The organism is Prauserella sp. PE36 (assembly GCF_003311655.1).
In the GTDB taxonomy this organism is placed as follows: domain Bacteria; phylum Actinomycetota; class Actinomycetes; order Mycobacteriales; family Pseudonocardiaceae; genus Prauserella_A; species Prauserella_A endophytica.
On the sequence record NZ_QEQT01000105.1, the window covers coordinates 118,196 to 138,539 of the forward strand.

A 20,344-nucleotide genomic window follows, 5' to 3' on the forward strand; every position below is an offset into this window, starting at 1 on the left:
GCACGACCTCCCGGAAGGGGAAGAATGAGCCAGCAAACCGGTCCGGCCCAAGAAGGGCCGACGCGCACGGGCGGCCGACTGCTAGTCGAGAGTCTCCTCGCGCACAATCCACCCCTTTGGACGTGCGTCCCTGGCGAGAGCTTCCTACCGATCCTGGATGCACTCATCGACCCCTCGAACGATGGCACAGCAAAGCTCGTCACCACTCGACACGAATCCGCCGCAGGAAACATGGCCGAGGCCGCGGGTAAGTTGACCGGCCGCCCCGCCGTCTGCCTGGTGACCCGTGGTCCCGGAGCCACCCACGCGAGCATCGCGGTCCACACGGCGCACCAGGACGGCACCCCACTGATCCTGATCGTCGGTCAGGTCCCGCGCGCGCACCTGCGCCGAGAGGCGTTCCAGGAGATGGACTACCGCGCGGTCTTCGGCAGCTTCGCCAAGGACGTCGTCGAGATCATGGAAGCCGACCGTATCCCGGAGCATGTCGCCCACGCAGTTCACACCTCAATGTCCGGACGTCCAGGGCCCGTAGTGCTCGTCGTGCCGGAGGACGTGCTGGACGCCCCCACACCGGCACGACCGACACGCGCTGCCGTGGCCACCTCGCCACCGATCTGTGCATCGGACTGGAACACGCTGCGGACCGAGCTCGCCGCCGCTCGGCGTCCGTGCCTCGTGGTCGGCGGGCCGGGATGGTCGACACCGGCCGCAGCGCAGGTCGCCGCCTTCGCCGAACGGAACCAGGTCCCGGTCGTGACGCCGTTTCGCTGGCAGGATGCCATCGACAACACGAGCCCCAGCTTCGCCGGCTACCTCGGCTTGGGCTGCAGCCCCCGGTTACGCCAACTGCTGACCTCGGCCGACCTCGTGGTCGCGCTCGGACCCCGGCTTGACGATCCGACCACGGGAGGCTATGCGTTTCCGTCTCCCGAGTCCCGACTCGTGACAGTGTCCCGGTCCAGGGACGAGCTGGGCCGCTTTCCGTTACCCGATGTCGCGATCCACGCCGACCCCGCGTCCGCCTGTGAGCGCCTCGAAGGCGCCGTGCTCGACGACCTACCTGAGCGGGTCGCGTGGTACAACGAACTCCGCGCCCAGCAGGTCGAGTTCTCAACGCCACCGCGTGGTGCGGAAACCTCACGCCAGGGCGTCGACCTCACGCTCGTCGTGCGGCATGTCCGGGATTCGGTTCCGGACGATTCGGTGATCACCAACGGCGCGGGCAACTATACGGTCTGGGTTCAGCGCTTCTTCGGCTACCGCGACTTCGGCACACAACTCGCACCGCGGAACGGTGCGATGGGCTATGCCTTGCCCGCTGGTCTGGCGGCCGCGCAGCTCCACCCCGAGCGTGTCGTCGTCACCTTCGCCGGCGACGGCTGCTTCCTGATGAGCGGCAGCGAGCTGGCCACCGCCGTTCGGCACGGCCTGCGGCTTATCGTCATCGTGGTCAACAACTCGATGTTCGGCACCATCCGCATGCACCAGGAACGGCGCTTCCCTGGTCGCGCGATCGCCACGGACCTCACCAACCCGGACTTCGTCGCCTACGCCGAGTCATTCGGCGCGCTGGGCGTCAGAGTGACCGACACCGTCGACTTCCCGGACGTATTCAAGCGCGCACTGGATTACAACGGCCCTGCGCTCATTGAAATCGTCACGGACCCCGAGCAGATCACTCCGGACCAAAGGATCACGACCGTCGGCTAGCCGCCCGTCGTGTCCCAGTTCCCGAGACCGAGCAACACCCCCTCAACGAACCCAACAGAAACGTAGGTTGCATCGTGTACCGTTCCCTGCTCGTCGTACCGCCGCTCGTCCCCGGGCTGCTCGAGAAGTCACTCACCACACCCGCGGACGCGATTCTCATCGAGCTCGAGGACGGCGTGCACAAGGAGCGCAAGGACGAAGCCCGCTCCGTGACCCGCGAATTCCTCACCCACCTGGACGCACAGTCGAAGACCGTCGTGATCCGGGTCAACGACGTACTCACCCCGGTCGGCCAGGAGGATCTGCGCGCGCTCAGCTCGGTCGGTGCCCCGGTGGCACTGCTCCTTCCGAAGGTACGAGCTCGCGACGAAGTGGAGGCCGCGGCCCGCCTCATGACCCGAGCGGAGACCGATGCATCGATCCCCGTGGGCACCACCCAGATCTGGGTAATGGTCGAGACCACCGACGGCGTCCTCGACCTCCCCGACATCAGCCAGGCACCTCGCGTCAGTGGACTGGTCATGGGCTCGGCCGACCTCTCGTCCGAGCTCAGGGTCCGCAAAGTCGGAGTCGGAGCCAACCGCCCGATCTGGGACTTCCCCCTCGAGCTGCTCTACGCGAAGCAGCGAGCCGTGCTCGTGGCCCGGAGCCGGGGCCTGACGATCATCGACACCGGTTACACCACGATCAACGATCTCGCCGGGATGCGGAACTCCGCGCTCGTCTCAGCCCAGCTGGGCTTCGACGGAACGGCAGCGTTCAGCCCGCGCCAACTGCCGATCATCCACGAAGAGTTCACCCCCAGCGACGAGGAGTACGACTGGGCCTGCCAGGCCGTCGCTGCGGTCGAGGCCGCGGAAAAGCGCGGCGAGACCGTCGTCGTCATGAACGGAGAGATGGTAGAAGGTCCCCTCATTCGCGGCGCGCACCTGACCGTCCGCCGCTACGAGGAGTACACCAAGCGGCACGCAGGCTAACTCGACGCGCAGCGCGCAACATCAACGAAGCCGGCGCCGAAGAATCCTTCGGCGCCGGCTTCGTTGACCGCTCGGCCTACCGGCGGACGACGACGCGGCCTACCGAGACTTCGTGAACCAGTGGAGGTACCGGGCCGAGAACGCACTGCCCATCATCGTCAGGGACACACCCAGGACCGCGATCACCGTCACGGTGGCGAAGACCAGATCCGAGTTGATCGACAGAATCGCCTGCATGACCAGGCGCCCCAGTCCGGGCGACCCGCTGAACAGTTCGGCCGCGAACGCCGAGGCGAGCGCATGACCGATTGCACCGGGCAGGATCTGGATCGTCCATGCCAGGACGTAACGAACCCGGAGCTTCCACATCAACTCGGCCCGCGAGGCGCCGAGCATAGCCGCGTTGTTCGCCAGGTCCTTCGGCATGCTGGCCCCGCCTGCGTACGCGTTGAAGACGGTGAAGAAGAACACCGACAGCGCCGCGATCACCACCGACGTTTCCAAGGTCGAGCCGAACATGAGCACGATGACCGGGATAAGCGCGACCGTCGGGATGGCGTTGACGAGGTCCATGATCGGTGTCAGCGCCGATCGGAGCAGTCGGCTGCTCGTCAGGATCAGCGCCATCGTCACCGAGCAGGCCAGCCCGACCACCAGCCCGAGGGATGCGCCTTTGACGGTGAACCAGAAGTTGACCCAGAAGTCCAACTCATTGCCGATGAGCAGTCTCTGGAACTCCTCTACGACCGCCCCCGGAGAGCTGAGGAAGAACTCGTCGAAGACGGGCCATCTCGCGCGCAGGGCCTCATTGACCGGCAAAAGGCTCCAGCCCACGAGAAACACGGCGAGGATTCCCACCCGACCGAGCCAGACGATCCATTGGTTCGAGCCCTTCGCCCGCCGGCTCGAAACCAGCGTCCGTCGCCCGCGGACGCCCGCGCTCGATCGCTGAGGGTTGGAGTCGAGCAAGTCGGTCATAGCAGCCCCTCACCACCGAACCAGTGCAGATACCGTCTGGCAACGACTCGGCCGGTCCGGACCAGGGCCAGACCGATGATGCTCAGCAGGACTACGAGCGCCATCGTGCCGGTCGCGTCCAACCGCTGGAGCGCCAATCGGATCAGGCGTCCGAGACCAGGACCGGTACTCAACACCTCGGAGAGCAGACCAGCGACAAAGGCGGTCGCCACGATGTTGGGCAGGTTCGCCAGCGTCCACACACTGACGTAGCGCATGCGGATCCTCATCAGTTCGATCCCGCGGCCGCCCAAAAGTTCCGCGTTGAGCAGTTGCTCAGCCGGCACGTTCCGCCCCCCGGCGACAGCGGCGAAGAGCGTCACCAGGAACACGACGAACGCAGTGACCGTGACCGCTGTCGTCACCGTGGGACCGAATACGACGACGAAAATCGGCACCAGGGCCAGCTTGGGAGTGGCGTTCAGTGCGACAAGGTACGGCAGTGCGATGGCATGGGCGGTAGGCCAGTGGCTGAGTACGAGTCCGCCGACCATGCCACATGCGATGCCGATAACACCTCCCAGGAGTATCCCCTGGGCACTGTTCAGTGCCAGCGGCCAGATGTTCGGCTCTCTCGCTCCGGTGACCATCTCGACCAGCCGGCCGGCCACCATCGTCGGACTGCTGATGAAGAACTCGTCCAGGAAGGGGAAGGTCTGCCGAAGTGCCTCCAACTTCGGCCCGAACTGCCAGAGTGTGAAGAACCCGCCGACGACGAGGCCCTGCAGAGCGATTACCCGCACACGGAACGATCCTCGCCACGGCGTGTCGCGGGTGTTCGCTGGCGCCGACACTGCGGCGGAACTAGAGCTGTTCACTGAGATCGCTCCAGACCGCGCCGTAGAGCTTCATGAACTCTGGCTGATCACGCAAGTGGACGAGCTGCCGGTCCGGCCCGAAATCGATGTGGTGCTCCGCCACGACGCTCGCGGGCCGATTCGACAGGATCAGGATCCGGTCGCAGAGGCTGAGTGCCTCGGCCAAGTCGTGAGTCACCAGGATCGTCGTCAGATTGAGCTCCTTGACGATGTTGTACACGTCCTGGTGGATCTTGATGCGCGTCGGCTCGTCCACCGACGAGAACGGCTCGTCCAGCAACAGCAACTGGGGCTGTGGCGCTACCGCGGTCGCGAACGCAAGCCGCCGTTTCATCCCGCCGGACAGCTGATACGGGTAGCGCTTGGCCGCGTCCTCGAGGTGCACCATCGCAAGCAGGTCGCGTGCGTGCTGCTTGAGGTCGAGGGTCCGGCGACTCCTGCGCCACTTGCGGAACCGCGAGAAGAGAAGCACGTTCTGCTCGGCACGCAGCCACGGTAACGTCGTGTCGGTCTGGAACATCATCGAGATAGGACAGTTCGCGGAGTCGTCCGTGTTGCACGTGACCCGTCCGGATCGCGGCTCGTCGAAGCCGGCAATGAGCCTCAGCAACGTGGACTTGCCGCTTCCGCTGGGACCGATGATCCCCACCGTCTCCCCCGGAGCGATGCCGAAGTCGACGCCCTCGAGCACGTTGGTCCGGTCGTAACCGAAACTGACGTCCTCGAACGTGATTACCTCCGTCGCACCGCCGGCGGCGGCGACACGGGTGGTGTCGCCTGCCGTCGAGCGTGCGCTTCGTTGCGCGTCAGGCATGGGTCGATTACTCCGCAGCGTTGTAGAACGACATGTCGACGATGTTCGCGTAGCTTCTCTTCGGGTCGGCGGCGTCGAAGCCGTCGATCTCCCAGTCTGCTGCAGCGCTCAGCAGGTTGTTCCAGTCCTTCTCAGCGATGTGGCCGTCAGTCCAGTTCACGAATGGCTTGCTTTCCTTGATACTCGCGATCAGACCGGTGCGGTCCTCATCCGTGGGAAACTCCGTAGCCAGCACCTCAATCGACAGAATCGCGTCCGCAATCTCCTCTGCATCCATCGAGGCGTAGAGGTTGGCGGCCTCCTTCATACCGGAAGCGAACGCCACCATGGCGTCACGCTTGCCGTCGAGATTGCGTTTCAGACCGAAGAAGATCCGATCGGGGAACTGCGGAATGCCGAGCTCGGTGATCCGCTCCCGCTTCGCCATGTCCAACACGATGTTCACCTCGCCTGCCTGGACGGCGGCCGCCAGAGCGGGATCGTCCGACGTCGAAAGCATGGTGTCCACGCGACCGGAGATCATCGCACCCAAGATCTGGGCAGTGTCGCCGAGTTCCACAAGCTCACAGTCGAGTCCGAGCTCCTCCTTCAACAACAACATGTAGCCGTACCCGGACGAGCCGGGCGCAGTCACTCCTGCCGAGCAACCGTCAGCCAGCTCCGTCTCGAACTCCTCCACCGTCTTCGGACCATCCGCGGCCGTGAACAGCTTCAGGCCGAGCCCTCCACCTGCGCTCGCCCACACCGCCGAGATGTCCTTGCCGCCGACTTCCAGCGAGCTAGCGCTCGTCGCACTCGACTCCGTCAGATCGGCACGGCCGGCCACCATTGTGTTGACCGCTTGGGAACCCTCGCCGAGCTCGAGGTTCACTTCGACCCCGGCCTCGTCAAAAGTGCCCTTGGCGATACCGAGCGCCACGGTTCCCGAGATCGTCGGATTCGAAGATGCCGTAACGACGGTGATCCCGTCACCCGGGCCTTGCCCACTGCTGGTCCCGCACCCAACGAGCGCAACAGCAGCCGAAGCGGCCACCAACCCTCGAGCGAACTGCTTCATCCGGCCACCCTCTCGACTCACTAACATAACTATGCCTCATAGCTATGGTCGGATGACATTAGGTTCACAACGGCTCATGCGTCAAGCGATCGCCCTCAACTGCAACCCAGCGGGACCGTCCAGCAGCGGCATGGCGAACCAGATCCGGTCGCCGGGCCGTACATGCATCCGCTCCCCCATGGCGCGGCCGTTGCGCAGCAGCTTCCCGTGCTCGAGCGGCTACCGCCGGTGTGGAGGATCACCGCGAGATCGTGTCGGCCCGGCATTCTCGAGGACGACGTTCGCCCGTCCGACTGGATTAGGCTCGTAGGCTGCGTGGGAGACGGTCTGCGTCATGCTCGGCGAGGCGGACTTGGTTCTTGTGTCCGGCGCGATGCGGAGTGACGGATGAGTGCCACAGTGACAGGGCAGGCGGAGCCGCTGGCCGCGGGGCGGGCGGCACTGGCACGCGCGGCCTGGTCCGAGGCGCGGGCACTGTTCGAAGAGGCGGCTGCCGCAGGAGGCGCGGCGGAAGCATGGGAGGGCTTCAGCCAGGCAGTCTGGTGGCTGGGCGACCAGGAAGCCACGTTGTCCGCGCGCGAACGCGCCTACCGCGCCTACCGGGCGGCAGGCGACGCGTGCGGGGCGGCGCGGATGGCGACGTGGCTGGCCTCGGATCACCTCGATTTCCGCGGCGACGACGCGGTCGCCTCCGCGTGGCTGCGGCGCGGCAGAGCGCTCCTGCGCGATCACGGACCGTGCGCCGAATGGGGCTTTCTCACCGTGCTCGAGGCGGACATCGCGTACCTTGCGCAGGGCGACCTGGCGACCGCCCAGCGGCTCGCGAGTGAGGCGCTCGATCTTGCACGGGGCATCGCGGATGCCGGTGTCGAGGTGGTCGCGCTCGCGGTCCTCGGCAGCGCTCTGATCGCTTCCGGGTCGGTCGAAGAGGGCTTGGGCCTGCTCGACGAGTCGGCGGCACTGGCCGTCGGCGAGGATTTCTCCGAGACCGCAGCCCCGGGCTGGGCGTTGTGCCACACGGTTTCCGCGTGCGCCGGGGTCGGCGATTTCAGGCGCGCCGCGCAGTGGTGCCGAGCCCTGCACACGTGGTCGGCGACCTGGCGGGCCCGGCACTTCTTCGGTGTCTGCCGCACCGCCTACGGCGAGGTGCTCGCGACCGGCGGCGATTGGCACTCGGCCGAGCAGGAGCTACTCGACGCGATGGAGGATCTGCGCACGACCCGGCCCGCGCTGGCGGCGCCGACCGCGGTCCGGCTCGGCAGGCTGCGTGTGCGGCAGGGCCATCTCACCGAGGCGCGGGCTTTGTTCGAAGCGGCGCTTCCGCTGCCGCAGGCCATCGTCGCGTTTGGTGAGCTGGAGCTGGCCGGTGGCGATGCGACGGCGGCCGCGGACGCGGCCGATCGCGTCCTGCGGCGGCTGGGCGATGCGAGCGTCCTCGACCGCCTGCCCGCGCTCGAACTCCTCGCGCGGGCGCGCGCCGCGGCGGGCGACGGTGACGGCGCGGCCGCCGCGGCCGACCAGGTGGAGCAAGAGGCCGCTCGGCTCGCGACGCCGTACATGCGTGGCCGCGGTCGGCTGGTCCGGGCGCACGTCCTGCTGTCGGCCGGCGACCACGACGGCGCTCGGCGGGCCGCCGAGGACGCCGCCGACCTGTTCACCGCCTGCTCGGCGCCCTACGAAGCGGCGCAGGCCCGAGTTGTCCTGGCGGAGGCGCTGGCTGCCCTCGGCCGTCCCGCGCGGGCCGAGGCGGAGGCCGCTGCCGCGCGCGAGACGTTCGCGCTGCTCGGGGCAACCGGGCTGCGGCGCTCGGCGAAGACCGGTGAGCTGAGCCCGCGTGAGGTCGACATCCTGCGGCTCGTGGCGAAGGGACACAACGATGCCCAGATCGCGCAGCGGCTGTTCCTTAGCACGCACACCGTGCACCGCCACATCGCGAACATCCGGACGAAGCTGGGGGTGCCCTCCCGGGCGGCGGCGGTGGCATCGGCCACGCGCGAGGGCTTGCTCTGATCCGCGGCTGGCCCTATCCGGCCATCTCGCGGGGTGGCCGGTTCGGGTGAAGTCGCGGGCCCGCATCCCCGGCGATGCTGGCCCCATGACGAAAACGACCAGCTTCACAGCCGACGTCGACGAACTCCGTTTCCGCCTCAATGGTGGCGTGCACGAGCCCGGCGACCCCTGCTACGAGGACACCTGCACTCTGTTCAACACCATGATCGAACGGCGGCCGCGACTCGTGGCGGAGTGCGTCGTCGTGGAGGACGTGGTGGCCGCGCTGGCCTTCGGTCGCCACCATGAGCTGCCGATCGCAGTGCGCGCGGGCGGGCACTCCGTCGCCGGCCTGTCGTTGTGCGACGACGGCCTGGTGCTCGATGTGCGCGGCATCGCCGACATCGAGGTCGACCCGGACCGGCGTCTCGCGCGAGTCGGCGGCGGCGCCATCTGGGCCGACGTGGACCGCGCCACGCAGACCCACGGTCTCGCGACAACCGGCGGGCGCGTGTCGACGACCGGGGTGGCCGGCCTGACGCTCGGCGGCGGCTCCGGCTGGCTCGAGCGCAAGCACGGCTTGGCGTGCGACAACCTGGTCGCCGCCGAGTTGGTCAGCACCGACGGCCGGATCGTCCGCGCGTCCACCGACGAGAACTCCGAGCTGCTGTGGGCGTTGCGCGGGGGAGGCGGGAGCTTCGGCGTCGTCACGGCATTGGAGTTCGCGCTGCATCCGGTCGGGCCCGAGGTCTGGGGTGGGGTGGCCCTGTTCGACGCGGCCCGGGGGCCCGAAGTGCTGCGCACCTTCCGGGACGTGATGAACGGCGCCCCCGACGAGCTTTCACTCGCGTGCGCCTTCATCACCGCACCCGAGGACGACGAGGTACCGGCACGGCTACGCGGTCGCCCGGCGGTCGCGATCCTCGGCATGTGGGCCGGTACCGTCGGCGCTGGCGCGCGTGCGCTGACTCCCATCCGGGCGCTCGGCCCCGACGCCGACTTCTTCGGCCCCACCGGTTACGCCGATCTCCAGTGCTCGGTCGACGACCCGCCGGGCTACCGCAACTACTGGACGGCCGAGAACGTGGTCGATCTGCCCGACGAGGCGATCGATACGCTCGTCCGGCGTGCGACGCAGCTGCCCGCCGGCCCGTCGCAACTCTTCATCGTGGCCTGGGGTGGCGCGGTCAGCCGCGTCGGCGCGGAACACTCGCCGCTCGTCGGCCGCGACGCGCGCTTCATCGTCCACCCGTTGCTGCTGTGGGAAAATCCCTCCGACGACGAGCGTTACCGCACGCTCGCCCGCGCGTGCCGCGCCGACATGCGGCCCTGGTCGACCGGCGCCGCCTACCCGAACTTCCTCGGCGATGAAGGACGTGACCGCATGCGCACGGCGTTCGGCACGTGCGCCGGCCGCCTGGCTGCCGTGAAAGCCCGGTGGGACCCGCACCACGTCTTCCGTACCCACCAGACCATCGACGCGAACGGGGCGCGCTGAGCCATTGCGGGTCCCGCTCAGCTCATGCGGCCGCCGACCGCGACCGGCAGGAGCGAAAGAAAGGATCGATTGATGAATGCAGATGACCACGCGGCTCTCGTTCTCGAGGTCGCAGGAAGAAAGGGAGTGTAGCCATGGGTAAGCATGTTCGCACCGGTGAACTCGAGATCTGGACCGAGGAGGTGGGCCGGGGACCTGACGTCCTCCTCATTGGCGGCCTGGGCGACACGGTCGAGTCGTGGCAGTTCCAGCTCGATGGGCTGGCGGACCGCTACCACCTGATCGCCTTCGACAACCGGGGAGCGGGCCGGACGGCCATGCCCGACGGACCTGTGTCGGTGGAGGTGATGGCGGATGACGCAGCCGATGTCCTGCGGGCCACCGGGGTCGCCTCCGCGCACGTAGCGGGTTTCTCGGGCGGCAGCATTATCGCCCAGGAGCTGGCGCTTCGCCACGGTGAGCTCGTTCGGAGCCTTGTCCTGCAGAGCACGTGGCCGGTGATGGACCCGTACCTGCGTTCGTGGGCACGGTTCGTGCGCTGGCTCGTGGAAGTCGCCCCGAGCGAGCGCGCGTTTCTCGAGGGCTTCTATCTCGACATCTACACAGCGCGCGCTCACAACAACGGAACCGTCGACAAGTTCATCGAGGAGGTACTCGCCTTTCCCCACAAGCAGTCGGCGGAGGACGTGCAGCTGTTCCTCGATGCCTTCATCGACCACGACACGACGGACCGCCTGCCGCAGATTGCCGCACCGACGCTCGTCCTGGCCGGTGGCCGCGACACGACCGCACGTCCGCAGCTCTGCCGGGCGGTGGCCGACTTGATTCCCGGCGCGGTGTTCGAGGTCATGGAGGAGGAGTCCCACCAGCCCTTCCAAGAAGTACCTGAGGAATGGAACTCCCGCGTCGACGCCTTCTGGCAGGACGTCGAATCAGGAAACTGAGCCGGGTGTGGCCGGGGTCGTGGTCGCCAGCGCGCAGGCATCCTTTGGGCGCCGGCGGATCGCAGCTGAGGTCGACCCCGGTCAAGGTCAGAGCCCCACTCGCAGCCACGGCGGAGAAGTGGCCGAGCACGGGGTGTTCGCGGGTGATCGTCATCGCTGGATCGCTCCTGCGCCAGGCCGGACAAGACGGCGACGGCGGCCGGTCCGCACGTTCAGGCCGATCTTGAACCGGGTGTCGGATGTCCTGATCGGGGGTTCGAGCTCAGCCGCGATGGCCTCCCGGAAAGTGTCCGATGTGGGTGGCGCGCCGGTCAGAATCCGTTCGGCGCGGGCACGCCACGGAATGGTGGCGATGCGGCCCGACGCGAGGCGCGCATCCCTGAGCCTGCCGTCCTCCACGATCAGCGCCGCGGCCACCGACACCAGCGCGAACGTGTACGACGCGCGGTCACGCACCTTCCGGTACGTCGACCGCGCGCCCTCCGGGAGCGCAGGCACCTCGACGGCGGTGATGACTTCCTTACCGCGAACGACATTCTCGACGTGCGGGGTGTCGCCGGGTTCCCGGTAGAACTCGGTGACCGAGACGACGCGACCGCGGTCAGGACCGGTGAGCTCCACCGACGCGCCGGTCGCGGCGAGCGCGACGCAGAGGTCGGAAGTGTGCACAGCGAGACAGTGCTCGCCGGCGCCGAGGACCGCCCCATCCGAGGGAATCCGGGTACGCGCGTCGCAGCCGGAGCCGGGATCTCTTCTGTTGCAGGCGTTTCGAAGTCGTAGAAGTACGAACACCGGGTGCGTTGCATGAGGTTGGCACCGACGGTGGCCATGTTGCGAAGCTGCCCCGAGGCTCCGACCGCGGCCTTGCTGATCAGCGGGAACCCGCGGCGCACCAGGTCATCGGACGCGAGGTCGGTGTTGCAGACGGCTCCGCCGACCGGAGCAAGGCCGTCCCGGAGCTCGATCTCGGTCAAGCCCGCACGAGTGAGATCGACTAGCATCGGCGGATTCCCGATGCCCACCCGCGGCAGGTCGACGAGATTGGTTCCGCCGCCGAGCAGTCTCGCGCCCCCGCTGCGGCGTCGAGCCCGTCCGCGCGACGACCCGCGCTCGCGCGTACAACACGGACCTGCCGACTGAGCCGATCTCCCGTGCGGCGTCACCTGGATCGAGCGTCAGCACGGGCCCCGGTCTCAGTCATGCCGAATCTTTGCCCGAGCAGGCGCCGCCGTCTGGGTTCATGCCGCCTTCCGCTACGAGCCGTCGTCCGGCGCGTCGCCCGTGGCTTCCCGCGGGGGTGTCGGCGGGAATGCGACACTGCACGGCGGGAGGATGCCGTGAGTGCCACAGAACCGACCGTGCGGTGGCTGGAGAATGCGCTGTCCGGCGCGCTCGAGGCACAGCGCTCGCTGATCGGCGCCGCGCTCTCCTCGGGCGGGCCCCGCGCCGTGGTCACGGAGCTCGCGTCCGCGCTCGAGTGCTGGGTGCTGCTTCTCGACGAGACCGGCACCGCCCTGCACAGCGCACCGTCGCAGGCCCGCAGACACGCCGCGAGCCTGCGACTCGACATCGACCGGCTCGCCGGTGGCTCCCCGCTGCACGCCGCGTCCCTCGCTTTCGGCACCGACCAGGTGGCGGTGCTGCCCATCGGCACTGACGGCGACGTCGCCGGGTATCTCGCCGCGGGCAGACGAGCGCCACTGAGCCCCGCCGACCACTCGGTGCTCGCCAGCGCCGTCGGCCTGCTCGCACTGGACATGGCCCGTCAGCTCCAGGCCGTCGAACGGCAACGCGCTGCGAACCTCGCGGTGCTGAGGCTGGCCACCGCGGGATACCCTGAGCTCACGGAGTCCGCCGCCGACATCCTCGGCGTGCCCCTGCCCGGCGCGCCACTGCGCGTGGCCTGGCTCAGCTGTGCCGCGGGCGAGCTGCCCGGCCTGCTCCGCGCCGCCGAACGGCACCAGGGGCTCGGCCAGACCGGCGCGCTCGTCGCCCGCTATGATCGGCACAGCGTCGTCGTGCTCCTGCCAGTGGCCGAGGGCGACCTGCAGGCCCTGGAGGAGGTGCTGCACCGCGTGCCGCACTCGCGTGGCGTGGTCAGCGAGGGTGGCACACTCGCCGAGGTGCCCGACGCGTTCCGGCGCACCCGCTCGGTCTTCTTCGGCACTACGCGCGGCACCGACCGGCTCGTGCTCGCCAAGGACGTCGCCACCGCGGGCCTGCTGGCGCAGCTCGACCACCCCGGTGCGCAGGGGTGGGCCGCGGCGCTGCTCGACCCGCTCGACCAGCACGCCAACCGGTCCAAACTGGACCTCATCTCGACGCTACGGGTGTTTCTCGGCAACAACGGCCTTGTCGACGCGTCCGCCACCGCGCTCGGGATCCACCGGCACACCCTGCGCTACCGGCTGCGGCGCATCACCGAGCTGCTCGATGCCGACCTCGACGACCCGACCGTGCGCGCCGAGCTGTGGCTGGCGCTGCGCCTACGAGAGGCGACCTGATCATGAGCGCCGTCATCGCCGCCGTGCGCCAGCAGAGCGGACGGCCCGCCGTCACCTACCGGCAAGCTGGTGACCGCTATGTGCTGGCCGAGTACGGCGACGCCGAGCTCGATCTGCGGCTCAACTTCTTCGCCGTCGGCGTGCTGACCGGGCTGGCCGACGATCCTCCGCCCGGGTTCGTCGAGGCGGCGCCAGGGTTGCGATCCATTCTGATCCGGTTCGATCCCGCCGTAGCGGACCGGGACGCGGTGGTCGAGCACCTGCAGGTCGTGCACGACCGCCAGCCCGAGGTCTCCGCGCTCACCCTGCCCGGCAGGCGCGTCGAGCTGCCGATCGCGTTCGACGACTCGGCGACCAGGCAAGCCGTGCACCGCTACGCCACGACGATTCGCGCCGACGCTCCGTACACCGAGGGCGGCAGCAACATCGCCTACGTGGTGGAGCAGAACGGCCTCGGCGGACCCGGGGAGCTGTACGAGGCGATCCTCGGCACCGAATGGTGGGCCGCGTTCACCGGCTTCGCGCCCGGCCTGCCGTTCCTGTTCCCGCTCAGCGGATCAACCCTGAGCGTGCCGAAGTACAACCCGACCAGGGCCTGGACACCGGAGGGCGCCGTCGGCATCGGCGGCCCGTGCGTGGCCGTCTACCCCGTCGACTCGCCGGGCAGCTACCAGCTGTTCGGCCGCACGCTGCCCATCTACGACCTGCTCGGCCGAAACCGGGCCTTCCGCGACGACCCGTTCCTGATTCGCGCCGGCGACCGCGTGCGGTTCACCCGCGTCGACGAGGACGACCTGCTCCGGGCCCGCAGGCAGGTGCTCGACGACTCCTACAGCTACCGCGTGGAGGACGCCCCGTTCTCCGTCGCCGACTACGTGGCGTGGCGGGGAAACCGATGACGCTGGAGATACTCGACCCCGGCGTGTGCACGACGGTGCAGGACTACCCCGGTCGCGTGGGCCTGCAGGCGAAGGGCATTTTTCCCTCAGGGCCCGCCGACGACCTCGCGTTCCGCCTCGCCAACGTGCTCGTGGGCAACGACCCCGGCCACGCCGCGCTGGAGATCCCGGCCGGGCGGTTCTCCGCGCGCGCCCACTTCCACGGCCTCGTCGCGCTGTGCGGGGCGGATGGCTGCGGCCCCACGGTCAACAACGTGCCCGTGCCCCGGTGGGAGACCGTCGAGGTGCGGCCGGGCGACGTGCTCACCTGCACCGCCGCGAAGGGTCCCGGCTTCCGGCTCTACCTCGCCGTGTCCGGCGGTATCGGCGTGCCCGACGTGCTCGGGTCGCGGGCGCTGCACACGGCCGGCGCACTCGGCGGTCTCGACGGGCGCGCCCTGATCCGCGGCGACCTGCTGCCCACCGGCGACGCCACACCCGGCAAGCGGCTGCGCGTGCCGCAGGCGCTGCGCCCGGCCTACCACCGGCACTGGGAGCTGGAGGTGCTGCGCGGCCCGCACGCCGACCCGGACTTCCTCACGGCCGAGGACTGGCGGGACCTGGTGACGCGGACGTGGCGGGTGAACCTCAACTCCGACCGGCTCGCCGTGCTGCTGAACTCCCACCGTTTCCGCTGGGCCAGGCCGGACGGCGGGGTCGCGGGCGATCATCCGTCCAACGTGCTCGACGGCAGCTACCCGGTGGGCGGCGTGATCGTCAACGGCGACGTGCCGACGATCCTCGGCCCGGACGGCGCGACATCCGGCGGCTTCACCGTGGTCGCCACGATCGTACAGGCCGCGCTGTGGAAGGTCGGGCAGCTGCGGCCGGGGCAGGACACCGTGCGCTTCCGCGAAGTCGGTCCGGACGAGGCGCGGTCGCTCGCCGCGCACGTGGAGTACCCGCTGGACCCCCGGCACCTGGAAACACTGTGACGGGGTCAGACTGTCGAGCGGACCGGACCCGGTTCTTCACTCAGGACTGGTGAGCTGACAGAACGTCGTGCATCGGGGCGATGGTGACGCCCTCGTCCGCGAAGCGCTCCCTGATGGCGGTAGCGATCTCGACCGCGTTCGGCCGGTCGCCGTGCACGCAGATGGTGTCGGCATCCACGCCGATCCGGGTGCCCGCGGTCGTGCGCACCATCCCACCGAGGATCGCCACCGCTTGCTCCGCACACGCCCTCGGGTCCTTCGGCCGCGGGTCCGGTTCGATGATGATGTCGCCGTTCTCGTCGTACTCGAGGTCGGCGAACGCCTCCCTGGCCACCCGCAGGCCGCGCGCGGCGATCCGGTCGGCGGTCGGCCCAGCCAGCAGCACTACGACGAGATCCTTCGACACGGAGGCGACCGCGTCGGCGACGGCGTCGGCGACGGCCGGGTCGCGCATGGTGAGCCCGTAGAACGCGCCATGCGGCTTGACGTGCGTGATGCCGACGCCGAGCGCGTCCGCGAAGCCGCGCAGCGCGCCGTACTGGTAAAGGCACGCGTCGGCGGCCTCACGCGGCGACAGCGCGAGCGCCCTGCGCCCGAACCCCGCGAGATCAGGCAAGCCGGGGTGCGCGCCGAGCGCCGTGCCGCTCGTCTTCGCCAGCTCGACCGAACGGCGCATCGTCGCCGGGTCGCCCGCGTGCCAGCCGCACGCGACGTTCACGGAGCTGACCAGCGGCAGAAGTGCCTCGTCGTGGCCCAGCCGCCAGCGTCCGAAACTCTCGCCGGCGTCGGCGTTCAGGTCGATCAGGGTCTTCATGCCTCCACACTGCTGGGCGGGCCGCCGCGGCGGCAATTCATCGGTTTGGACAACGAGCGGCGCCCGAGCTGTCCCGTCGGGCCAATAGCTGACGCGCCGCGACCCGGAGAAAGTGGTCGCAACCGTGACAGCCGAGACGAGGAGGGTGGCGTGGCCGCGACAACCTTGGCGCTCCCGCCCGCGAGGTACGAATACGGCGGCGACGAGTTCGTCTTCGTCGAGATCGACCAGGCGATGAGCCTCGAGGCGAACTTCAAGGCGATGACGATCACCGGGGCGCTGCGCGAACGGCGGCTCGACGGCGTGCTCGACATCTGCCCTTCCAACGCTTCGTACCTGATCCGCGTCGATCCGGAGCGCCTGCACCCGGCCGAGCTGGTCGACGAGCTCCGCTCACTGGAGGCTTCGGCGGCCGTGCTGACCGCCGACCAGGTGCTGTCCACCCGCGTGGTGGACGTGCCAGTGCTCTACGACGACCCGTGGACGCGCGAGGCACTGTTGCGCTTCCGCGACCGGCATCAGGACCCCGGGGCCACCGACCTCGAGTACGCGGCACGGATCAACGGCTTCGACGGCGTGCCCCAGCTCGTCGAGGCGCTCTCCGGCGCGCCGTACCTCGTGACCATGCTCGGTTTCGTGCCGGGCCTGCCGTTCTGCTACCAGATCGTGCCGAGAGACCGGCAGATCGAGGTACCCAAGTACATCCGGCCCCGCACCGATACCCCCGAGCGCGCGTTCGGCTACGGCGGTGCCTTCGCCGTCGTGTACCCGGTGCGCGGCGCGGGCGGCTACCAGCTGTTTGGCATGGCGCCCGCACCCGTGTTCGATCTGTCGCAGAGCCTGCCCGACTTCGCCGAGAGCATCGTCTTCCCGAAGGCGGGCGACATCGTCCGATACCGCGCGATCGACCATGCCGAGTTCGACCAGGTCCGGCGCGAGGTCGAGGCGAAGACGTTCCGGTACCGCATCCGCGAGTTCGAGTTCCGGCCCGGCGACTTCCTCGCCGACCCCGACGCCGTCAACAACGAGCTGCTGGAGGTGCTCTACCGATGAGCGGTCTGATCGTCCGCACGGGAGGGCTCTACACGACCGTCCAGGACACCGGCCGCGACGGTTACTACGAGATCGGCATGCCGCCCTCGGGCGCTATGGACCAGTTCTCCTACCGCGCGGCAAACCTGCTCGTAGGCAACCCGGAGGGCGCCGCCGCGCTCGAGGCCACCTACATCGGGCCGGAGTTGGAGTTCACCGACGACCGGCTCGTCGCCGTCACCGGCGCCGACGTGCCGGTGACGCTCGGCGGCGAGCCGGTGAAGCCGTGGGAGACCATCCCCGTGAAAGCCGGTGACGTCCTGTCGTTCGCGATGATCACCGGCGGTGCGCGGCTCTACGTCGCCGTGTCCGGCGGCATCGGCGTTCCCGACTACCTGGGCTCCCGCTCGACCTACATGCTCACCGGACTGGGTGGCTTCGAGGGCCGCAAGCTCGCCGACGGCGACCGGCTGCCGCTCGGGGAGCGGCCCGTGGGCGCCGCGCCGAAACCCGGCTCGGGCGTCTCCGAATCCTTGCGCCCCTCGTTCCCCGAGGTCGCCGAGCTGCGCACAGTGGTGGGGCTGTGCTCGTACCGACTCACCGACGCCGCGCTGCGGTCGTTCCTGGAGACCACGTGGAAGGTCACCAAGGACGCCGACCGCGTCGGTTACCGCCTGCGCGGCGGCACGCTCGACTTCGTGGAGCGCGAGCAGCCGTTCGGCGCCGGCAGCGATCCGGCGAACGTGGTGGACCTCGGCTACCCGGTGGGTTCCATCCAGGTGCCGGGAGGGGACGAGCCGATCGTCCTGCTCAACGACGCGGTCACCGGCGGCGGCTACGCCACGATCGGCACGGTGATCTCCGCCGACCGGGATCGGATCGCGCAGACCAAGACCGGCGATCAGGTGTCGTTCGTATCGGTGGACATCGACCAGGCGCTGGCGGCGCGCCGCGAACGACGGGAACGTCTTGACCGGATCAGCAACGAACTGAAGGAGTGACGACATGGCGACGATCAAGGCCACCATGCCCGGCGTGTTCTACCGCTGTCCCAGCCCCGGGGCCGAGCCGTACGTGGCCGAGGGCGGTGACGTCAGCGAGGGCCAGACCATCGCGCTGATCGAGGTCATGAAGACGTTCAACGAAGTCAAGGCCGAAGTCTCCGGCACGGTGACCAAATTCCTCATCGCCGACGGCGACGAGGTGTCGATCGGCCAGGACATCATGGAGGTCGACGGCGCGTGAAGGTGCTGATCGCCAACCGGGGTGAAATCGCGCTGCGGATCGTCCGCGCGTGCCACGAGGCCGGGGCCGAGGCGGTCGCCGTGTACTCGGACGCCGACGCGGGCGCTCGCTGGGTGGCACTGGCCGACGCCGCCGAGCACATCGGCTCCTCGCCCGCCGCCAAGTCGTATCTCAACGTCGACGCCGTGCTGGCCGCCGCCAAGGCGAGTGGCGCGGACGCCGTGCACCCCGGCTACGGCTTCCTCGCCGAGAACGCCGAGTTCGCCAGGCGCGTCGCCGCCGCGGGCCTGACGTTCATCGGGCCGCCGCCCGAGGTGATCGAGAAGATGGGCGACAAGGCGGTCGCGCGACGGACCGCGCAGGAAGCCGGGGTGCCCATCGTGCCGGGCAGCGACCCGGTCTCCGATGCCGCCGACGCCGAGCGGGCCGCGGAGGAGATCGGCTTTCCGTTGCTGGTCAAGGCTTCCGCTGGCGGTGGTGGCCGCGGCATCCGTCCCGTGGCCAGCGCCGCCGAGCTGACCGGCGTCCTCGCGACCGCGCAGGCGGAGGCGGCCGCGGCGTTCGGCGACGGCACCGTCTACCTGGAGCGGACGGTGCCGGAGGCCCGGCACATCGAGGTGCAGGTGCTCGCCGACGGCCACGGCAACGTGGTGCACGTCTTCGAACGCGACTGCTCGGTGCAGCGGCGCAGGCAGAAGCTCATCGAGGAGGCGCCCGCGCCCGGCCTGGACCCGGCGCTGCGCACGGAGATCGCCGACGCCGCCGTGCGGCTCGCCCGTCACGTTGGGTACCGCGGTGCGGGCACGGTCGAGTTCCTGCTCGCGCCTGACGAGGCGTACTACTTCATGGAGATGAACACGCGCATCCAGGTGGAGCACCCGGTCACCGAGGTCGTCACCGGCGTGGATCTGGTCGCGGAGCAGTTGCGGATCGCCGAGGGCAAGCCGCTGTCGGTGTCGCAGTCCGGCATCGTGCTCGACGGCGCCGCGGTGGAACTCCGGCTCAACGCCGAGGACCCCGGCAACGGCTTCGCGCCGACGCCGGGGCAGCTGGAGCGATTCGACCTGCCCGGCGGGCCGGGCGTGCGCGTGGACAGCGGGTTCGCTGCGGGCGAGAGGATCAGCCCGTTCTACGACTCGATGCTCGCGAAGCTCATCTGCTGGGGCGCCGACCGCGAGCAGGCGTTCGCCCGAGCCCGCCAGGCGCTGGCCGAACTGCGCATCGAGGGTGTGAGCAGCACGGCAGGGTTGCACGCGCGGCTGCTGGCCGACCCGGAGTTGCGCGAGGGGCCGGTGCACACGCGCTGGCTGGAGGAACGGGGAGTGTGAGTGAAGAGCCGGGTTCCAAGCTCCTGAACACTCAAAACCGGTCAGCGGCGCAGCGCGCGGTCGATGAGGTCGGCGCCGCGGTCAAGGCAGTCGACACAGATCACCGCTCCGGCCGCGACGGCACTTCCGCGGCCGAAACGGTGTCGCTGGGATAACGCCCCATCGCGGGCGGTCATGTTGTCGAACGGGTCGGACCACGCTGCCGCGCGGTCGTCCCCCATGCCCATCTCGCGGTTCTGCTCCGCGTCCGGGTCTTCCACGCCATCACGGTCGTGGTCGAACAAGAGCAGGATGTCGAGGTCCTAGAACAGGACGTCTTAGAGCAGTGTCCCGGCGCTGCCACGTGATGCGCGGATAGTCCACGAACACGGCCCATTCATCCTCACGGCTCACCGGTTCATCCACCGTGTTCGCCGACATCGTCGCGGGCCTGATCTGCCATCAAGTTGCCGGTCGACCACAGAACCGCGGCCGTCCTCGAAATCCGGGTCCGGCGCAAGCGGGACACCGTCCTCGTCGCACTCCACCGCATCAGGACGACCGGATCAGATCACCAATAGCCCGCGAAAAAGCCCGCTGACCTGGGCTTCCACCCAGAGCCAGCGGGCTCCTGACGACCGTCGGGCTGACAGGATTTGAACCTGCGACCCCTTGACCCCCAGTCAAGTGCGCTACCAAACTGCGCCACAGCCCGGCCATCACCTTCTCTCGAAGGCGATGG

The 20,344-nt window shown here is 69.1% G+C and carries 19 protein-coding genes, 1 tRNA gene and 1 pseudogene; 12 read left to right on the plus strand and 9 right to left on the minus strand.

Features of this window, described 5'->3' with window-relative positions; all coding sequences use genetic code 11:
* Positions 1–24: 24 nt before the first annotated feature.
* Both DI005_RS33865 and DI005_RS33870 read left to right on the plus strand, forming a co-directional pair.
* Entirely contained in the window at positions 25–1,713 is a 1,689-nt protein-coding gene (locus DI005_RS33865; protein WP_113644797.1) for a thiamine pyrophosphate-dependent enzyme, read from the plus strand.
* A 74-nt stretch (positions 1,714–1,787) separates the two neighbouring features.
* Positions 1,788–2,690 (plus strand): CoA ester lyase, encoded by a 903-nt coding sequence (locus tag DI005_RS33870; protein ID WP_158559943.1) that lies wholly within the window; start codon positions 1,788–1,790, stop codon positions 2,688–2,690.
* Positions 2,691–2,789: 99 nt separating this feature from the next.
* Here DI005_RS33870 and DI005_RS33875 read toward each other — a convergent pair whose 3' ends face one another.
* The 4 genes from DI005_RS33875 to DI005_RS33890 form a co-directional block, all read right to left on the minus strand.
* Positions 2,790–3,668 carry an ABC transporter permease gene (locus tag DI005_RS33875; protein WP_113644798.1) on the minus strand — a complete coding sequence of 293 codons (879 nt, stop codon included), beginning with the start codon at positions 3,666–3,668 and terminating at the stop codon, positions 2,790–2,792.
* On the minus strand, positions 3,665–4,450 hold the full coding sequence (locus DI005_RS33880; protein WP_113644799.1) for an ABC transporter permease: 786 nt from the start codon (positions 4,448–4,450) through the stop codon (positions 3,665–3,667). Before DI005_RS33880 ends, DI005_RS33875 begins: the two co-directional genes overlap by 4 nt.
* A gap of 61 nt (positions 4,451–4,511) precedes the next feature.
* Complete coding sequence (locus DI005_RS33885) at positions 4,512–5,258, minus strand: ABC transporter ATP-binding protein (protein WP_369973649.1); 747 nt, start codon at positions 5,256–5,258, stop codon at positions 4,512–4,514.
* An 88-nt stretch (positions 5,259–5,346) separates the two neighbouring features.
* Positions 5,347–6,396: an ABC transporter substrate-binding protein gene (locus DI005_RS33890; RefSeq protein WP_158559944.1), complete on the minus strand. Its 1,050-nt coding sequence runs from the start codon at positions 6,394–6,396 to the stop codon at positions 5,347–5,349.
* 387 nt (positions 6,397–6,783) lie between these two features.
* On the opposite strand from DI005_RS33890, the gene DI005_RS33895 reads away from it, so the two are divergent.
* From DI005_RS33895 to DI005_RS33905, 3 genes are all read left to right on the plus strand, one after another.
* Positions 6,784–8,406, plus strand: a complete 1,623-nt coding sequence (locus DI005_RS33895) for a helix-turn-helix transcriptional regulator (protein ID WP_113644801.1) — start codon at positions 6,784–6,786, stop codon at positions 8,404–8,406.
* An 85-nt stretch (positions 8,407–8,491) separates the two neighbouring features.
* Positions 8,492–9,883 carry an FAD-binding oxidoreductase gene (locus DI005_RS33900; RefSeq protein ID WP_112268358.1) on the plus strand — a complete coding sequence of 464 codons (1,392 nt, stop codon included), beginning with the start codon at positions 8,492–8,494 and terminating at the stop codon, positions 9,881–9,883.
* A 134-nt stretch (positions 9,884–10,017) separates the two neighbouring features.
* Positions 10,018–10,827 (plus strand): alpha/beta fold hydrolase, encoded by an 810-nt coding sequence (locus DI005_RS33905; RefSeq protein ID WP_113644802.1) that lies wholly within the window; start codon positions 10,018–10,020, stop codon positions 10,825–10,827.
* Positions 10,828–10,977: 150 nt separating this feature from the next.
* Here DI005_RS33905 and DI005_RS38785 read toward each other — a convergent pair whose 3' ends face one another.
* Together DI005_RS38785 and DI005_RS39825 are read right to left on the minus strand one after the other, a co-directional pair.
* The gene (locus DI005_RS38785; protein ID WP_199543452.1) at positions 10,978–11,496 is read right to left on the minus strand and encodes an FAD binding domain-containing protein; all 519 of its coding nucleotides are present in this window, start codon (positions 11,494–11,496) and stop codon (positions 10,978–10,980) included.
* Between the two features lie 179 nt (positions 11,497–11,675).
* A pseudogene (locus tag DI005_RS39825) lies at positions 11,676–11,990 on the minus strand (FAD binding domain-containing protein); the annotation flags it as partial.
* A gap of 174 nt (positions 11,991–12,164) precedes the next feature.
* Between DI005_RS39825 and DI005_RS33915 the strand changes: the two are divergent.
* Genes DI005_RS33915 through DI005_RS33925 form a run of 3 tightly spaced genes read left to right on the plus strand, consistent with a single transcriptional unit; the run spans position 12,165 to position 15,204 of the window.
* The gene (locus DI005_RS33915) at positions 12,165–13,331 is read left to right on the plus strand and encodes a CdaR family transcriptional regulator (protein ID WP_158559945.1); all 1,167 of its coding nucleotides are present in this window, start codon (positions 12,165–12,167) and stop codon (positions 13,329–13,331) included.
* 2 nt (positions 13,332–13,333) lie between these two features.
* A complete protein-coding gene (locus DI005_RS33920; protein WP_113644804.1) occupies positions 13,334–14,230 on the plus strand; it encodes an allophanate hydrolase subunit 1 in 897 nt (298 codons plus the stop codon).
* Positions 14,227–15,204, plus strand: coding sequence for a biotin-dependent carboxyltransferase family protein (locus DI005_RS33925; protein WP_113644805.1), 978 nt, complete (start codon positions 14,227–14,229; stop codon positions 15,202–15,204). The genes DI005_RS33920 and DI005_RS33925 overlap by 4 nt, the downstream gene beginning before the upstream one ends.
* A gap of 40 nt (positions 15,205–15,244) precedes the next feature.
* On the opposite strand, the gene DI005_RS33930 is transcribed toward DI005_RS33925, so the two are convergent.
* A complete protein-coding gene (locus DI005_RS33930; RefSeq protein WP_113644806.1) occupies positions 15,245–16,018 on the minus strand; it encodes a LamB/YcsF family protein in 774 nt (257 codons plus the stop codon).
* A 150-nt stretch (positions 16,019–16,168) separates the two neighbouring features.
* On the opposite strand from DI005_RS33930, the gene DI005_RS33935 reads away from it, so the two are divergent.
* From DI005_RS33935 to DI005_RS33950, 4 genes are read left to right on the plus strand one after another with little or no spacing between them, the layout of a single operon-like run.
* Positions 16,169–17,071, plus strand: coding sequence for an allophanate hydrolase subunit 1 (locus DI005_RS33935; protein ID WP_113644807.1), 903 nt, complete (start codon positions 16,169–16,171; stop codon positions 17,069–17,071).
* The gene (locus tag DI005_RS33940; RefSeq protein ID WP_113644808.1) at positions 17,068–18,051 is read left to right on the plus strand and encodes a biotin-dependent carboxyltransferase family protein; all 984 of its coding nucleotides are present in this window, start codon (positions 17,068–17,070) and stop codon (positions 18,049–18,051) included. Before DI005_RS33935 ends, DI005_RS33940 begins: the two co-directional genes overlap by 4 nt.
* Positions 18,052–18,055: 4 nt before the next feature.
* The gene (locus tag DI005_RS33945) at positions 18,056–18,295 is read left to right on the plus strand and encodes an acetyl-CoA carboxylase (protein WP_113644809.1); all 240 of its coding nucleotides are present in this window, start codon (positions 18,056–18,058) and stop codon (positions 18,293–18,295) included.
* Positions 18,292–19,623, plus strand: a complete 1,332-nt coding sequence (locus tag DI005_RS33950) for an acetyl/propionyl/methylcrotonyl-CoA carboxylase subunit alpha (protein WP_199543454.1) — start codon at positions 18,292–18,294, stop codon at positions 19,621–19,623. Before DI005_RS33945 ends, DI005_RS33950 begins: the two co-directional genes overlap by 4 nt.
* Before the next feature lie 41 nt (positions 19,624–19,664).
* Here the strand turns inward: DI005_RS33950 and DI005_RS33955 are convergent, their stop codons facing one another.
* Positions 19,665–19,883, minus strand: a complete 219-nt coding sequence (locus tag DI005_RS33955) for a hypothetical protein (protein WP_147263930.1) — start codon at positions 19,881–19,883, stop codon at positions 19,665–19,667.
* Between the two features lie 360 nt (positions 19,884–20,243).
* Positions 20,244–20,317, minus strand: a tRNA-Pro gene (locus tag DI005_RS33960).
* Positions 20,318–20,344: the final 27 nt, after the last annotated feature.

Coding starts and splice junctions, on each gene's coding strand:
- DI005_RS33865 (WP_113644797.1), top strand. CDS start 25: ATGAGCCAGCAAACCGGTCCGGCCCAAGAAGGGCCGACGCGCACGGGC.
- DI005_RS33875 (WP_113644798.1), bottom strand. CDS start 3,668: ATGACCGACTTGCTCGACTCCAACCCTCAGCGATCGAGCGCGGGCGTC.
- DI005_RS33890 (WP_158559944.1), bottom strand. CDS start 6,396: ATGAAGCAGTTCGCTCGAGGGTTGGTGGCCGCTTCGGCTGCTGTTGCG.
- DI005_RS33895 (WP_113644801.1), top strand. CDS start 6,784: ATGAGTGCCACAGTGACAGGGCAGGCGGAGCCGCTGGCCGCGGGGCGG.
- DI005_RS33900 (WP_112268358.1), top strand. CDS start 8,492: ATGACGAAAACGACCAGCTTCACAGCCGACGTCGACGAACTCCGTTTC.
- DI005_RS33905 (WP_113644802.1), top strand. CDS start 10,018: ATGGGTAAGCATGTTCGCACCGGTGAACTCGAGATCTGGACCGAGGAG.
- DI005_RS33920 (WP_113644804.1), top strand. CDS start 13,334: ATGAGCGCCGTCATCGCCGCCGTGCGCCAGCAGAGCGGACGGCCCGCC.
- DI005_RS33925 (WP_113644805.1), top strand. CDS start 14,227: ATGACGCTGGAGATACTCGACCCCGGCGTGTGCACGACGGTGCAGGAC.
- DI005_RS33930 (WP_113644806.1), bottom strand. CDS start 16,018: ATGAAGACCCTGATCGACCTGAACGCCGACGCCGGCGAGAGTTTCGGA.
- DI005_RS33940 (WP_113644808.1), top strand. CDS start 17,068: ATGAGCGGTCTGATCGTCCGCACGGGAGGGCTCTACACGACCGTCCAG.
- DI005_RS33945 (WP_113644809.1), top strand. CDS start 18,056: ATGGCGACGATCAAGGCCACCATGCCCGGCGTGTTCTACCGCTGTCCC.